The sequence below is a fragment of the Micromonospora sp. B006 genome, from assembly GCF_003408515.1.
GTDB lineage: Bacteria > Actinomycetota > Actinomycetes > Mycobacteriales > Micromonosporaceae > Micromonospora > Micromonospora echinospora_A.
On sequence record NZ_CP030865.1, the window covers coordinates 5,495,068 to 5,509,813 of the forward strand.

General features: G+C 71.6%; 11 protein-coding genes. 10 read left to right on the plus strand and 1 reads right to left on the minus strand.

The features are described 5' to 3' along the window. Positions 1-311: 311 nt before the first annotated feature. Positions 312-1,112, plus strand: coding sequence for an AraC family transcriptional regulator (locus MicB006_RS24690; protein ID WP_225980490.1), 801 nt, complete (start codon positions 312-314; stop codon positions 1,110-1,112). After that, the gene (add, locus tag MicB006_RS24695; protein WP_116509303.1) at positions 1,112-2,101 is read left to right on the plus strand and encodes an adenosine deaminase; all 990 of its coding nucleotides are present in this window, start codon (positions 1,112-1,114) and stop codon (positions 2,099-2,101) included. Before MicB006_RS24690 ends, add begins: the two co-directional genes overlap by 1 nt. Here the strand turns inward: add and MicB006_RS24700 are convergent. Further along, positions 2,092-4,575 (minus strand): ATP-dependent Clp protease ATP-binding subunit, encoded by a 2,484-nt coding sequence (locus MicB006_RS24700; RefSeq protein ID WP_116509305.1) that lies wholly within the window; start codon positions 4,573-4,575, stop codon positions 2,092-2,094. The two genes, add and MicB006_RS24700, sit on opposite strands and share 10 nt — an antisense overlap. A 370-nt stretch (positions 4,576-4,945) precedes the next feature. Between MicB006_RS24700 and MicB006_RS24705 the strand changes: the two genes are divergently transcribed. From MicB006_RS24705 to MicB006_RS24740, 8 genes are all read left to right on the plus strand, one after another. Continuing rightward, positions 4,946-6,850: a BTAD domain-containing putative transcriptional regulator gene (locus tag MicB006_RS24705; protein ID WP_116509307.1), complete on the plus strand. Its 1,905-nt coding sequence runs from the start codon at positions 4,946-4,948 to the stop codon at positions 6,848-6,850. A 205-nt stretch (positions 6,851-7,055) separates the two neighbouring features. Then, complete coding sequence (locus tag MicB006_RS24710; protein WP_073827309.1) at positions 7,056-8,255, plus strand: DUF6004 family protein; 1,200 nt, start codon at positions 7,056-7,058, stop codon at positions 8,253-8,255. Between the two features lie 128 nt (positions 8,256-8,383). After that, positions 8,384-9,280 (plus strand): 50S ribosomal protein L11 methyltransferase, encoded by an 897-nt coding sequence (locus tag MicB006_RS24715; RefSeq protein ID WP_116509309.1) that lies wholly within the window; start codon positions 8,384-8,386, stop codon positions 9,278-9,280. Then, positions 9,280-9,921, plus strand: a complete 642-nt coding sequence (locus MicB006_RS24720; RefSeq protein WP_073827311.1) for a hypothetical protein — start codon at positions 9,280-9,282, stop codon at positions 9,919-9,921. The genes MicB006_RS24715 and MicB006_RS24720 overlap by 1 nt, the downstream gene beginning before the upstream one ends. 5 nt (positions 9,922-9,926) lie before the next feature. Beyond that, complete coding sequence (locus tag MicB006_RS24725; protein ID WP_116509311.1) at positions 9,927-11,213, plus strand: AarF/ABC1/UbiB kinase family protein; 1,287 nt, start codon at positions 9,927-9,929, stop codon at positions 11,211-11,213. 114 nt (positions 11,214-11,327) lie between these two features. Then, entirely contained in the window at positions 11,328-12,032 is a 705-nt protein-coding gene (locus tag MicB006_RS24730) for a winged helix-turn-helix transcriptional regulator (protein ID WP_116509313.1), read from the plus strand. A 250-nt stretch (positions 12,033-12,282) separates the two neighbouring features. Then, positions 12,283-13,560: an aminotransferase class V-fold PLP-dependent enzyme gene (locus tag MicB006_RS24735; RefSeq protein ID WP_116509315.1), complete on the plus strand. Its 1,278-nt coding sequence runs from the start codon at positions 12,283-12,285 to the stop codon at positions 13,558-13,560. A 22-nt stretch (positions 13,561-13,582) separates the two neighbouring features. Then, a complete protein-coding gene (locus tag MicB006_RS24740; protein ID WP_116509317.1) occupies positions 13,583-14,722 on the plus strand; it encodes a PLP-dependent aspartate aminotransferase family protein in 1,140 nt (379 codons plus the stop codon). Positions 14,723-14,746: the final 24 nt, after the last annotated feature.

Consider the following 14,746-nt stretch of genomic DNA (forward strand, 5'->3'; position numbering starts at 1 on the left):
TCGGGGGCTGTCTTCTCGCAGGTTGCTGTGTTGCCTCCGGCGGCCGGCGGCGCCGGTCCGGCGGGCGGGCGAGGCCGGGTGCGCGCAGGCCGGGAAGCCGGTTGCACACCCGACCCGGCCAGGACGTATCAACAGCCTACGAGGGCTCCGGAGCTGCCGAAGCGCGGCCAATCAAGACTCGTTCAAGAGCCGCACAGCACTATTGGTCACGGTTTCCGCGTAGCGATGGAGGGGCCATGGGGCAGTTTTCAGGTGCCGACTGCAAGGAACATGACGGCCGGCTGGCCGCCATTATCCGGGTGATTGAGCACATGAAAAGAGAACTTGGCAGGCCGTTGCCGCTGGAAACGCTGGCACGCCTCGCCCCGTTCAGCCCCTTCTATTTTCATCGGGTGTTCAAGCAGGCCACCTCGATGACACCGGCCCGTTTTCTGGCGGCCCTGCGGATGGCCGAGGCGCGCCGGCTGCTGCTGCGTTCCTCGCTCACCGTCACGGCGATCAGCGCCCAGGTCGGGTACTCCAGCGTCGGGACGTTCACCACCCAGTTCCGGCGCTGGGTGAGCCTGCCGCCGGAGCGGTTCCGCCAGCTCGCCCGGCAGTTGGCGGGCGTGTCGGTGGCGGCGCTGCTGCCGGTGATCCGGGGCCGCGCGATCGTCGCCGGCCAGGGGCCCCGCGCGCTGATGCACCTCGACACAGTGGACCTGCCGGGACTGCTGCTCGCCTCGGTGGCGCCGCACGACGGAGGGCGCAACGAATGGTGGACGGCCGCGCCGCGCCCACTGCCGGCCGCGCTGCCCGCCACCGTGCCGCCGGGCGAGCACCGTGCCCGAGTCGTGCTGCTGCGCCCGGACCGGGACGCCACCTCGGCGCTCGTCGACGGCGCGCCGGACAGCTTCCTGATCGGCGACGCTGACCTGCGGATACCGGCCGAGGCGGGCGACGCCCGGCGCACCGCGCGGCCCACGCTCACGGTGCCGGTGCGGCAGGTGCGGGTCACCGATCCGCCGTTGCTCTCGGCCACACCGCTGCGCTGGCTGCTGGGCGTGTCGCAGGCCGGCTGGCGGGGGCGGGCGCCGGTGACGGCTGAGCGGCGCGCGCTCCGAACCGCCTGATGCCCGTGCCGTGGTCCGGGCCGTCCCCGAAGATCGAACTGCACGTCCACTTCGAGGGGACGGTACGGCCGGAAACGCTGCTGGTCATCGCCCGGCGCAACGGGGAGCGGCTGCCCGCGGAGACGGTCGAGGGTCTGCGTCCGCTCTACGAGTTCACCGACTTCGCCCACTTCGTTCGGACCTGGGTGCTCACCACCAACTGCCTGCGTACGGCCGACGACTTCCGGCGCATCGTGGTGGCGTACGCCGCCGAGGCGGCCGCGCACGGTGCTGTCTACCTGGAGGGCATCTTCTCGCCGGCGGAGCGGGTGCGCCGGGGCGTCGGCTGGACGGACATCTTCGAGGGGTACGCCGACGGCGCGGCCGAGGCGTACGAGCGGCACGGCGTACGGGTGCTGTTGACGCCCGACGTGGACCGCGAGCTGGCGCCGGCCGACGCCGAGGAGTGCGCCCGCCAGGCCGTGCGGTACCGGGACCGGGGCGTGGTCGGGTTCGGTCTGGGCGGGCCGGAGCTGGCCGCGCCGGCGAAGGCGTTCGCCCGTGCGGTGGCGATCGCCCGCGACGGCGGCCTGGCCTTCGTCCCGCACGGCGGTGAGGCGGGCGGTCCGGATTCGGTACGCGAGCTGCTGGAGCTGGCTCCGGCCCGGATCCGGCACGGCATCCGGGCCGCCGAGGACGACGACCTGCTCGCCGAGCTGCGGGACCGGGGTGTGGTGCTGGACGTGTGCCCCACGTCGAACCTGCGGACCCGGGTGGTGGAGTCCGAGGCCGCGCATCCGTTGCCCCGCCTCGTCGCGGCCGGTCTGCGCTGCTCGGTCGGCACCGACGACCCGGCGATGTTCGGTACCGACCTGGGCCGTGAGCACGAGCTGGCGGCGCGTCTCGGGCTCGGGCCCGAGCGGGCGTACGCCGCCGGGGTGGCCGGGGCGCTCTGCGACGACGCGACGCGTGATCATTTGGTGGCGGTGGGCCGGCGGGCCTACGGCTGACTCGTCGGCACCGGCTTGCCGGCCCGGAAGACGAGTGTGGACGTGTCGGTGTCGTCGGGGTCGCCTTCGCAGTCCACGACGACGATCTGGCCGGGGGTCAGTTCGTTGAACAGGATCCGCTCGGACAGGTTGTCTTCGATGTCGCGTTGGATGGTGCGGCGCAGTGGCCGTGCGCCGAGGACGGGGTCGAAGCCCTTGACGGCGAGGTACTTCTTGGCGTTGTCGGTCAGCTCGAGACCCATGTCCTTGTTGCGGAGTTGGGTTTCGATGCGGGCGATCATGATGTCGACGATCGAGAGGATCTCGTTCTGGCGTAGCTGGTGGAAGACGATGGTGTCGTCGATGCGGTTGAGGAACTCGGGCCGGAAGTGCTGCTTGAGTTCGTCGTTGACCTTCTGCTTCATCCGGTCGTAGTTCGACTCGGAGTCCTCCGACGCCTGGAAGCCCAGCGACACCGCCTTGGCGACGTCGCGGGTGCCGAGGTTGGTGGTCAGGATGATGACGGTGTTCTTGAAGTCCACGATCCGGCCCTGACCGTCGGTGAGACGGCCGTCTTCCAGGATCTGCAGGAGCGTGTTGAACACGTCCGGGTGGGCCTTCTCGATCTCGTCGAACAGCACCACGGAGAACGGCCGGCGACGCACCTTCTCGGTCAGCTGCCCACCCTCGTCATACCCCACATACCCGGGCGGGGCGCCGACGAGGCGGGACACGGTGTACCGGTCGTGGAACTCCGACATGTCCAGCTGAATCAGCGCGTCCTCGCTGCCGAAGAGGAACTCGGCGAGCGCCTTGGACAGCTCGGTCTTACCGACGCCGGACGGGCCGGCGAAGATGAACGACCCGGACGGGCGCTTCGGGTCCTTCAACCCGGCGCGGGTACGCCGGATCGCCTTCGAGACCGCCTTGACCGCGTCTTCCTGGCCGATGACGCGCTTGTGCAGCTCGTCCTCCATGCGCAGCAGCCGGGAGGTTTCCTCCTCGGTCAGCTTGTACACCGGAATGCCGGTCCAGTTGCCGAGGACCTCGGCGATCTGCTCGTCGTCGACCTCGCTGACGACGTCGAGGTCGCCGGCCTTCCACTCCTTCTCCCGCTGCGCCTTCTGGCCCAGCAGCTGCTTCTCGGTGTCGCGCAGCTGGGCGGCCCGCTCGAAGTCCTGCGCGTCGATCGCGGACTCCTTGTCGCGGCGCACCTGGGCGATGCGCTCGTCGAAGTCGCGCAGGTCCGGCGGCGCGGTCATCCGGCGGATCCGCATCCGCGCGCCCGCCTCGTCGATCAGGTCGATCGCCTTGTCCGGCAGGAACCGATCCGAGATGTACCGGTCGGCCAGCGTCGCGGCGGCCACGAGGGCGGCGTCGGTGATGGAGACGCGGTGGTGCGCCTCGTAGCGGTCCCGCAGGCCCTTCAAAATCTCGATGGTGTGGGCCAGCGACGGCTCACCCACCTGGATCGGCTGGAAACGACGCTCCAACGCGGCGTCCTTCTCCAGGTGCTTGCGGTACTCATCCAGCGTGGTGGCGCCGATGGTCTGGAGCTCGCCGCGGGCCAGCATCGGCTTCAAAATGCTGGCGGCGTCGATCGCGCCCTCGGCCGCGCCCGCGCCGACGAGGGTGTGGATCTCGTCGATGAACAGGATGATGTCGCCGCGGGTGCGGATCTCCTTGAGCACCTTCTTCAGGCGCTCCTCGAAATCACCCCGGTAGCGGGAACCGGCGACCAGGGCACCGAGGTCGAGGGTGTAGAGCTGCTTGTCCTTCAGCGTCTCGGGCACCTCACCCTTGATGATCTTCTGGGACAGGCCTTCGACGACGGCGGTCTTGCCGACGCCGGGCTCGCCGATCAGCACCGGGTTGTTCTTGGTGCGGCGGGACAGCACCTGCATGACCCGCTCGATCTCCTTCTCGCGCCCGATGACCGGGTCGAGCTTGCCCTCGCGGGCGGCCTGGGTCAGGTTGCGGCCGAACTGGTCCAGCACGAGGCTGGTCGACGGCGCGGCCTCACCCGGCGCGGCGCCGGCGGCGGCCGGCTCCTTGCCCTGGTAGCCCGACAGCAGCTGGATCACCTGCTGGCGCACCCGGTTCAGGTCGGCGCCCAGCTTCACCAGGACCTGGGCGGCGACGCCCTCGCCCTCGCGGATCAGACCGAGCAGGATGTGCTCCGTGCCGATGTAGTTGTGCCCGAGCTGCAACGCCTCACGCAGTGACAGCTCCAGCACCTTCTTCGCCCGCGGCGTGAACGGAATATGCCCGCTCGGCGCCTGCTGGCCCTGGCCGATGATCTCCTCGACCTGCTGACGCACACCCTCCAGCGAGATGCCCAGACTCTCCAGAGCCTTCGCCGCGACACCCTCACCCTCATGGATCAGGCCCAACAGGATGTGTTCCGTACCGATGTAGTTGTGGTTGAGCATCCGGGCCTCTTCCTGGGCCAGGACGACAACCCGTCGCGCTCGGTCGGTGAACCGCTCGAACATGCCCTCGTGCTCCTCACCTGAGTCATCCGGCCACAGGAATACTAAGATTTTATATAGCATCTTGTCTATCGTGGGTGAGCGGCGCGGGCAGCCCGGCGGACGGCATCCCTTTCAGGGTGCGTCTTCATCGGGGCTGGGTCGCGCCGCCAGGCACGAACCGCAACTTCCATCAATAGCTTCGCCATATGAAAAAGAACTCTCGGCTGCCGGTGCTTCGCCCGGCGGTCTTTACGCACGTCCCAGGCGGTGATCACGCTGCTCAGGCGGGTCGGTGACCTGGCCTGCCGAGTTTCCTGGGTAATAGCTGAGTGTGGCAACGTGGTAACCGGATGTGCCAGTCTCGGGCTCACGCTGAGCCTGGGGGGGATAGATGACGGAGACTCGCGCCTGTTACCGGGTCGACCTGTTGGGTCCGCTGCACGTGCGGCGAAAAGGGCATCGATTGGAGCCCGGGCCGGCCAAGCAGCGGGCGATCCTCTCCCTTCTGGCGCTACGCCTGGGCGACAGCGTCCCGGTGGGCGAGGTGGAGGAGGCGGTCTGGGGCGGCGTGGTCCCGCCGAGCGCCCGGTCGCTCGTGCACACGTACGTGGCCCGGCTGCGCCAGGTCCTCGAACCGGAGCATCCGCCACGGCGCCGGGTACGGGTCATCGCCTCGACCGTCTCCGGGTACTCGCTGCGCGCCGAGACCGTCGAGACGGACGTCGCCCGGTTCCGGCGGTACGCCGCCGAGGCCGAGAAGCGGATCGGTGAGGGCTGCCGCGAGGAGGCGTTCCACCTGCTCGGGAAGGCGCTGGACCTGTGGCGCAGCCCGACTCTCGGTGAGTTGCGCTCACTGCTGCACGACAACATCGAGGTGGAGGCCCTGGGCGCGGCCTGGGTGGCGACCTCGCACAGCTACGTCGGTCTGGGGCTGCGGCTGGGACGCGCCGCGGCGGTGCTCGACATCGCCACCCGGCTGGCCCGGCTGGAACCCCTGCACGAGGCGATCCAGGCCGACTACCTGGCCGTGCTGGGCAGCAGCGGGCACCGGACCGTGGCCCTGCACCGGTACGCCGACATCACCGAGCGGCTCCGGACCGAGCTGGGCGTCGACCCGGGGGAGGAATTGCGGGCGGTGCACCGGGCGCTGGTGCGTCCGGCCGGCCGCCCACCGGTGCCCCGGCCGGCGCCGGCGGTTCCCGCCGCGCGGCGCAGGCCCGGCTGCGGACCCATCTCCGGGCCGCTGCACTGGCGGGCCGGCGACATCGCCGAGCTGGCGGCCCTGCTGGCGAAGTACCGTGCGGTGACTGTCACCGGCGCGCCCGGCTGCGGCAAGTCGGCGGTGACCCTGCGCGCCGCCCACCAGGCCGCCCGCGTCTTCACCGGCGGGGTCCTGACCGTTGACACGCTCGACCTCAGCGACCGGCGGCAGTTGGAGCGCCGGCTGGCCCGGATGCTCGGAGGCAACGGCGCCGAGGATCCGGTCGAACTGCTGCGCGACCAGCCGACGCTCGTGGTGCTGGACAACGCCGAGCACCTGGTCGACGCGTGCGCGGTGGTCGCCGACCGGCTGTTGCTGGCGTGCCCGGACGTGGTGGTGCTGACCGGCTCGCGCCAGCCGCTCGGGTTGCCGTACGAGCGGGTCCAGCGCCTGCATCCGCTCCCGGTGCCGCAGCCGGGCGGATGGCCGTCGGTGCTGGCCAATCCGGCGGTCGCCCTCCTCGCCGAACGGGCGGCCCAGGCTCGCCCGGGGTTCCGCCTCGACCGGCGGGACGCGGAGATCGCGGTGGAGATCTGCCGCCGGCTCGACGGCCTGCCGCTCGCCCTGGAGATGGCGGCGGCGTGCCTGTCCACCGACAGTCTGGACGGGGTGCTGCGCAAGCTGGAGGGACCGCTGGAGGGACTGCGCCCGCCCGTCGCCGGACCGGAGCCGCGCCACACGTCGCTGCGGGCGATGCTCGACCGCAGCGTCCAGCGCCTCGACGTCGTCGAACGTTGTCTCTTCCAGCGCGTCGCGCTGCTGCCGGGGGTGTTCGACCTGGCGGCCGCCCAGCGGTTCTGGCGGCCCCATCCGTCCGGTCCCACCGACGTGCGGGTGGTGCTCGCCGCCCTGGTGGACAAGTCCCTGGTGATGCCGGTCGGGACGACCGGCGGGCGGTACCGGATGCTGCGCCTGCTGCGCCGGCTGGCGTTGGAGACGGGCGCCCCGGAGGCGGCCACCAGTCCCGCCCCCGACCTGCCCCTGTCGCTGTCCCGTCCGTTGCTGCCGGCCGGTGTGGCGGCCGTGCCGGACTGACCGGCGGCCACCACGACGGCCCGCTCCCCGACGGGGGAGCGGGCCGTCGTGTTCTGCAGGGCGTGACACCTGACGATGCCTCAGGCATTGACAGCACGCTTTAAAAACACATAGCTTGAAGTTCGGCGGGACCGGTCGGGTCCGGTCCACCAGCGGCCCTCAGACCGCCGCTGACCCCTGCCGACAGACATTGGAGGTGTCTGGCTTGAGCACCAGAGAGACCTACGAGTCCCTGAACCTCGAACCCAAGCCGATCCGCCCGCACATCCTCGCCGCGGCCACCGTGGTCTTCGGCGAGGACTACTACTCGGGCCGCCGCGAGACGATCAACCTGTCCGGCTTCGTGCAGCTCAACAAGTGGCCCATGCCGGGCTTCGAGCACAAGGTCGACGAGAACGGCTACGCGCAGTTCGCCACCGAGCTGATCAGCGCGCCCGAGGTGGGCATCAAGGGGTTCAGCTACGAGTTGGACGACCGCATCCAGGTGCTGTCCAACCCGTTCCTGCCCAACAGCGGGCACGTGCGGCAGATCGTGCCGGGCAAGAACTTCCCGGCCGAGTTCTACATCCGCCGCTTCGGCATTCTGGAGTCGAGCACGCTGCGGCTCGCCCACCGCAACGTCATCGACATCTACGGCGTGGTCGACAGCGTCCCGCCGTTCAAGAAGCCGCTGACCGGCCCCTACCTGGGCAAGCCGCGCGGTGACGGTCCCTTCGACGTGATGGCCGCGCCGAACGTCGTCAAGGGCACCACGCTGCCGGAGGCGTGGTACCCGGCCAACGACGAGAACCAGCCGGTCGGCATCACGCCGAACCTGTTCTTCGCGCCCAGCGCCGGCCCGTGCATGTCCATGCTGGTGGACCCGTCCATGATCATGCAGACCTCGCTGGAGGGGCAGATCGAGGTCGAGATCAACGGCAAGACGGTGCGTGTCGACCTGGCCGGGGACTACCGCAAGGCGGCCGGCGCCGAGGTGCTGCTCTTCGGCCCGGACAAGCACGACGAGGGTCCGGGCGTGCTCGCCCAGCTGGCCCGCGTCGCGGTCGTCGGGCACAGCCCGGAGCTGGGTGGCCGGGTCATGCTGCGGGCGAGCTGGCCGCGGGTCTCCGGCGGCACGCTGGGCGAGGGCAACGAGGACAGCCTCAGCCGGCTCAAGTTCCCCGGCGACCTGCACATCGACGCCGAGTTCGAGCTGGTCACGCCGCACGAGACGCTCTACGCCGCCAACTCCGTGCACGTCAACGGCAAGATGCGCGGCATGGAGGCCACGGGCACCGAGCTCAAGCTGGACGGCTCGGACACCGCCCTGGTCACCGTGGACGAGCAGCCGAAGGCCCGCCTCACCGGCGTCAACCTGGTGATGCGGGACGCGCTGGTCGGCGAGCACGCCGCGGTGAACGCCTGACCGACGGGTCCGCTTGACGGGCCTGCCGGCCAGAGGTTCTACTAGTAAAACCAATAGCAACGTACCGTCACGATGTCCCTCCCGGCTGCTACGGCGGTCGGGAGGGACGCGCGCTCAGGGGGTACCGCGTGGACCAGCGGCTGCTGCTCATGCACCAGATGATGCTCGGCGACGCGCCCCGGCTGCGGGCGTACGACAGGGCGCTGGAGGAGGCCGTCACCCCCGGCGACGTGGTGGTGGACGTGGGCGCGGGGCTGCTCGCGCTCTCCCTGCTGGCGCTGCGGCACGGCGCCGAGCACGTGTACGCGGTCGAGGCCGACCCGGCCACCGCCGCGGCGGCGGCCCGCATCATCGAGGCCAACGACCTCAAGGGACGGCTCACCCTGGTCACCGGCGACGCCCGTACGGTCCGGCTGCCCCGCAAGGCGGACGTGCTGGTCTCGGAGATGATGGGCAACCTCGGTCCGGAGGAGGAGATGGCCGAGGTGCTGCACGTGATCGCCCGCCGCCACCTGCGCCCCGGCGGCCGGGTGGTGCCCCGGCGGCTGCGGACCTGGCTGGCCGCGGCCGAGTTCGCCGACGAGGGCTGGGGGCTGTGGGGCGCCGACTTCTACGGCTACCGGCTCGACCCGGTGCAGGAGCTGGTGGCCCCGACGGCCCAGCTGCACTTCTTCCAGCGTCCGCCGACGCTGCTGACCGAGCCCACAGTGGTGCTCGACCAGACGCTCGACGGCCGGTCACCGTCCCGGCAGACGTTGCGGCAGCGGCTGCCGGTCACCACGCCGGGCCGGCTGCACGCCGTGCTCGGCTTCTTCACCGCCGACTTCACCGACGACGTCACGCTGTCGAACTTTCCGTCGTACCCCGGATGCAACTGGGCGGTCTGGGTGTGGCCGCTGCGGCACACCGACGTGGCCGAGGGTGACGAGCTGTCCGTCGCCCTGCGCCGCCCGGCCCGGCGCGACGTCCGCGCCGTGACCGACTGGCGGCTGGAGTGCGGCCTGTCCCGGCAGAGGAGGTCCTGATGCCCTTCGCGGTAGGTACCGTCCGCGACATTCCCGTCCGTGGCGCTCTCAAGCTCTGCGGCCTGACCTGGGCCGCGGAGTGCCTCTGGTTCTCCGAGGCGGTCTCCAGCCAGATCGCCTCGCTGGACCCGATCAGCGGCAAGGTGGTCCGCCGGCTCGACTGCCCCGGCGTACGCACCGACCTGACCACGATCGGCGGGCGGCTGCTGCAGGTGGCCGGCGACGACCGCGTGCTGCGGCTTGTCGATCCCGAGGACGGCGAGCTGCTCGGCGAGTTCGGCAACCCGCGCCCCGGCAACGTGCTGTGCGGGCTGGAGGCGACCCGGCACGGGCTCTGGCTCGGCTACGAGGACCTGCGCCAGGTCGACCTGCGCGACCCGGACGGCTTCGGGCTGATCGACACGTTCCCGGTCCGGCACCCGATCGCCGGCGTGACCGTCTCCGACAGCTACCTCGTCTACTCCGACCACGACGCGGCCACCATCAACCTGTACGACGTGGCGGCCCGCCGGGAGGTGGCCGCCTACTCGGTCGCGGGCAACCCGACCGGCATCACCTGGGACGGCCGCCGCATCTGGTACTGCGACTTCACCACCCTGCAACTCCGGGCGATCGAGGTGCCGGGCATCACGAAGGGTTGACGTCCATGGTGACCACGCGCGCTCTGCTGGCCCGCTCCACCCGCATCGGCGCGGTCGGCGCCGCCCACGTGCTGCCGGCGCTGCCGCCGGCGCTGGTCAAGGCGGCCCGAGGTGACCGGGCGGCGGCCCGCCGGCTGCTGTACCGCCGCCTCACCACGCTGCTGATGCGGCTCGGCCCCACGTTCGTCAAGGCCGGGCAGGTGCTCGGCACCCGGCGCGACGTGCTGCCGGCCGCGCTCTGCGACGAGCTGTCGGTGCTCCAGGACCGGGTCGACCCGATGACACTCCAGCAGACCAGGCGGGCGCTCGCCGAGGCGTACGGCAGCGAGACGCCCGCGGAGTTCGCGGAGATCGACCCGACGCCGGTGGCCAGCGGCAGCGTGGCCTGCGTCTACCGCGGCCGGATGCCCGACGGCGCCGAGGTGGCGCTCAAGCTGCGCCGTCCCGGCATCGAGTCGACGATGGCTCTCGACCTCGCGCTGATGCGGCGCGGCGCCCGGGTGATGGCCCGGCTGCCGATGCTGCGCGGCGTCCCGGTGCGGGAGGTGGTGGAGAACATGTGCGGCGCGGTGTTCGGCCAGCTCGACTTCGCCCGGGAGGCGGAGAACCTGCGCCGGCTCAAGGAGAACCTCGCCGTGGTGCCCCGGGTCCGGGTGCCCGGCGTACGCGACGACGCCTGCCGTCCGCGCTGCCTGGTCATGGAGTTCATGCCCGACCTCGACGTGGACGTGGCGCGGTCGATGTCGGCGGCCGTGCGCAAGCGGTTCGCCGCCTCCGCGATGACGGCGATCTACCACATGCTCTTCGTGGACGGATTCGTCCACTGCGACATGCACCCGGGCAACCTCTACTTCACCCGGGGGGCCCAGGTGGTGGTGCTCGACGCCGGGTTCAGCGTGCAGCTCACCGAGGAGCTGCGCCGGCTCTTCGCCGAGTTCTTCATGAACATGTCGATCGGGCGCGGCCGGTACTGCGCCGAGATCGTGGTGCGCAGCGGCACGGGGCTGCGGCCGGACGCCGACGTGGAGACGTTCCTGGTCAAGATGGCCGACCTGGTGGGGCGCAGCCACGGGCTGCCGGCCCGTGAGTTCAGCCTGATCGCGTTCGCCGCGGAGATGTTCGACCTGCAACGCCGCTACGGCGTGCACGCCGCGCCGGAACTCATCTTCCCGCTGCTCTCGCTGCTGGTGATCGAGGGGACGGTACGCGAGCTCGACCCCGACCTCGATTTCCAGGAGCTGGCCAAGCCGGTGCTGATGCGCGGGCTCTTCGGCCGCCGGGCCGCCGCCTGAGCACCGCCTGAGCACCGCCTGTGCGCTGACCGAACGGTCGGCCGGGCCTGCCCGGTCGCTTCGACCGGGCGGCCCTACCTGCGCAAACAGCCGACTAAAATATACGATAGCGGAATGGCACAGACTGGCCTCGCCGGCAAGCGCTCCTACCACCAGTACTGCGGGCTCGCGTCCGCACTCGACGTGCTGGGTGAACGCTGGACGCTGCTGATCATCCGTGAGCTGCTGATGGGCCCCCGGCGCTACAGCGAGCTGCTCGCGGACCTGCCCGGCATCGGCACGAACCTGCTCGCCGACCGGCTCAAGTTCCTCGTCGACTCGGGCGTGCTGCGGCAGGTCGACGTGCACGGCACCGGCGGCCGGCTCTCCTACGAGCTGACCCCGACCGGGCAGGCGCTGCGGCCGATGGTGCTCGGGCTCGCGCACTGGGGTCTGGAGTTCGTCGGTGACCTGAGGGCCGAGGACACGGTCCGCCCGCACTGGGGTTTCCTCGCCGTCGAGGCGATGTTCCAGTGGGACAAGATCTCCCCGATCGACGAGAGCTACCAGTTCCAGGTCGACGACGAGGTCTTCCGCATCGACGTCGCAGGCGGGGTGCCGCGTGTGGCGAAGGGGCCGTCCGAGAACGCGGCGATGGTGGCGACCACCGACGCGGCCACGTTCGTCCGCATCGGCGCCGGCCGGGTCACGCCGCTCATGGCGATGGTCGGGGGCCAGCTCAAGCTGGAGGGCGACATCGACGCGGTGCTGCGCTGCTGCGAGCTGCTCGGCCTGGACGCCGGCGCGGCGCCCGCCGCCCAGGCGGTCTCCGGTCACTGACCCGCGCCAGGGGGTGACGGGACCCGATCACTATATTATTCTGAACTAGCCTCGGCGTTCGTCGGGGCCCGTCGTCGTCCGGCACGCCGCGCCCGTGCGGCACCTCCCGAACACTGTGGTCCCACGGGGACGACCGGTCCGCCCCCTTTCGTCGCCCGAGCGCCAGACGGCGCCGTGCGCGTCGCGGGGCGAACCCCGCGCGGCGCGTGCGCCGGCACCGACGACCGGCCGTCAAGCGACAGGAGCCGGCATGACGGACACGGTGCGACACGATCCGGAGGCGCTGCCCAGGGCGGTACGGGACGACTTCCCCCTGCTGCTCCGCCGCTCCGGCGACCTCGTCGCCTACCTGGACAACGCCGCCACCACGCAGAAGCCCCGCGTCGTCCTGGACGCGATCACCGACTACTACACCGGGGCGAACAGCAACGTCGGGCGCGGCTACCACCGGCTCGGCCTGGAGTCCACCGAGCGGTACGAGCAGGCCCGCGAGAGCGTCGCGCGGGCGATCGGCGCGGCGCAGCCGGAGGAGGTGCTCTTCACCGCCGGCACCACCGCCGCCGTCAACCTCGTCGCGGACACCGCCGGACAGCGGGTGGCCGGGCCGGGCCGGCGGGTCGTGGTGACCGGCATGGAGCACAACAGCAACCTGCTGCCCTGGCGCCGGCTCTGCGACCGTACGGGCGCCACGTTGACAGTGGTGCCGGCCGGACCCGACGGGCGGGTCGACGCCGGCCGGTTCGCCGCCGCGCTCGGCCCGGACACCGCGCTGGTGGCGGTCAGCCACGTCTCGAACGTGCTCGGCACCGTCAACCCGGTACGGGAGATGACCGCCGCCGCCCGCCGGGCCGGCGCGCTGGTGGTGGTCGACGGCGCCCAGGCCGTACCGCACCGTCCGGTCGACGTGCGCGAGATCGACGCCGACTTCTACTGCTTCTCCGGGCACAAGGCGTACGGGCCGATGGGCGTCGGCGTGCTGCACGGCCGCCGGGACCTGCTCGCCGGGCTGCCGCCGTACCAGGTGGGCGGCGGCACCGTGAAGGGCGTCGCGGCCGACCAGCCGGTCCGCTACCTGGACGGACCGGCCCGGTGGGAGGCCGGCACACCGCACGTGGCCGGCGCGGTCGGGCTGGCCGCCGCCCTGGACTACCTGCGCGACCTCGGCTGGGACGCGATCCGCCGGCACGACCGGACGCTGGTCCGGCACGCCGTGGACGTGCTCACCGCAGTCGAGGGGGTGCGGGTGGTCGGCGACCCGGCCGCCGACCCGAGCGGCATCGTCTCGTTCGTGGTCGAGGGCATCCACCCGTACGACGTCGGGGCGCACCTGGACCGGCACGGCGTGGCGGTGCGTTGCGGCGTGCACTGCGCCAGCACCTTCCTCGACGCGCTCGGGCTGCTCGGCACGGTCCGGCTCTCCTTCGGCGTCTACAACACCACCGCCGAGATCGACCTCGTCGGCGAGCTGCTCGCCGGCGTACGACCGGGGCCCTGGACCACCGACCACCCCGACGTCCGGTTCCTCTGAGCAGCGCCCGGAAGGGAGCGTCATGAGGTTCGACACCCGGCTGGTGCACGTCGGCCAGCAACCCGTGCCCGGCACCGGCGCCGTGGTGCCGCCGATCCACCTCGCCACCACCTACGACCGCACCGCCCAGGACCCGCCACGCTACTTCTACGCCCGGGGCGAGCAGCCCAACCGGGAGGCGCTGGAGGAGTGCCTCGCCGCGCTGGAGGACGCCCGGCACGCGACCGTCTACACCAGCGGGCAGGCTGCCGCGACCACAGCGCTGTCGGTGGTGCCGCCGGGCCGGCTGGTGCTCGCCTCCGACGACGTCTACGGCGGCACCCACCAGCTGCTCGTCGCCGCCGCCGAACGCGGCGTCACGGTACGGCAGGTGGACCTCGCCGACCCGGCCGAGCGGGACCGCGCGCTGTCCGAGTGCGGCCCGGAACTGGCCATGGTGTGGCTGGAGACACCCACCAACCCGCTGCTCAAGGTCGCCGACATCGCCGCGGTGTCCGACCTCGCGCACCGGCACGGCGCCCTGGTCGTGGTGGACAACACGCTGGCCGGGCCGGTGCTGCAACGACCGCTCGCGCACGGCGCGGACATCACGCTCTACAGCACCACCAAGTCCGTCGCCGGTCATCTCGACGTGCTCGGCGGCGCGCTCGTCTACCAGGACGAAGAGCTGCACCAGCGGTTCCTGGCGTACCGCACGGTGGCCGGCAACGCCCCCGGCGGCTTCGACTGCTACCTCACCCACCGGGGCCTGAAGACGCTGTCGCTGCGTACCACCCGGCAGGTGGAGAACACCCGGGCGGTGGTGGCGGCGCTGCTGGCCGAGCCGAGCGTCGACCGGGTCAGCTATCCGGGGCTGCCCGCGCATCCGCAGCACGCGGTCGCGGCCCGGCAGATGACCGCGCCCGGCGCGCTCGCCGCCTTCGAGTACCGCGGCGACCCGGCCAAGCTGCTCGACCGGGTACGCCTGTTCACCGCCGCGGTCAGCCTCGGCGGCGTCCGTTCCCTGATCGAGTGCCCGGCGCTGATGACCCACCGCCCGGTGCCGCCCGAGGTACGCCGGCGTCTCGGGCTGACCGACCGGCTGATCCGGATCTCACCCGGCATCGAGGACCCGGCCGACCTGGTCGAGGACCTGGTCACCGCGCTGCGCGACGGCGCCTGACCCGCTGACCGGCATTACCGCCCC

Bases quoted from the DNA above. Each gene is read 5' to 3' on its own strand.
- MicB006_RS24690 (WP_225980490.1), top strand. From the start codon at position 312: ATGAAAAGAGAACTTGGCAGGCCGTTGCCGCTGGAAACGCTGGCACGC.
- add (WP_116509303.1), top strand. From the start codon at position 1,112: ATGCCCGTGCCGTGGTCCGGGCCGTCCCCGAAGATCGAACTGCACGTC.
- MicB006_RS24700 (WP_116509305.1), bottom strand. From the start codon at position 4,575: ATGTTCGAGCGGTTCACCGACCGAGCGCGACGGGTTGTCGTCCTGGCC.
- MicB006_RS24705 (WP_116509307.1), top strand. From the start codon at position 4,946: ATGACGGAGACTCGCGCCTGTTACCGGGTCGACCTGTTGGGTCCGCTG.
- MicB006_RS24720 (WP_073827311.1), top strand. From the start codon at position 9,280: ATGCCCTTCGCGGTAGGTACCGTCCGCGACATTCCCGTCCGTGGCGCT.
- MicB006_RS24725 (WP_116509311.1), top strand. From the start codon at position 9,927: ATGGTGACCACGCGCGCTCTGCTGGCCCGCTCCACCCGCATCGGCGCG.
- MicB006_RS24730 (WP_116509313.1), top strand. From the start codon at position 11,328: ATGGCACAGACTGGCCTCGCCGGCAAGCGCTCCTACCACCAGTACTGC.
- MicB006_RS24735 (WP_116509315.1), top strand. From the start codon at position 12,283: ATGACGGACACGGTGCGACACGATCCGGAGGCGCTGCCCAGGGCGGTA.
- MicB006_RS24740 (WP_116509317.1), top strand. From the start codon at position 13,583: ATGAGGTTCGACACCCGGCTGGTGCACGTCGGCCAGCAACCCGTGCCC.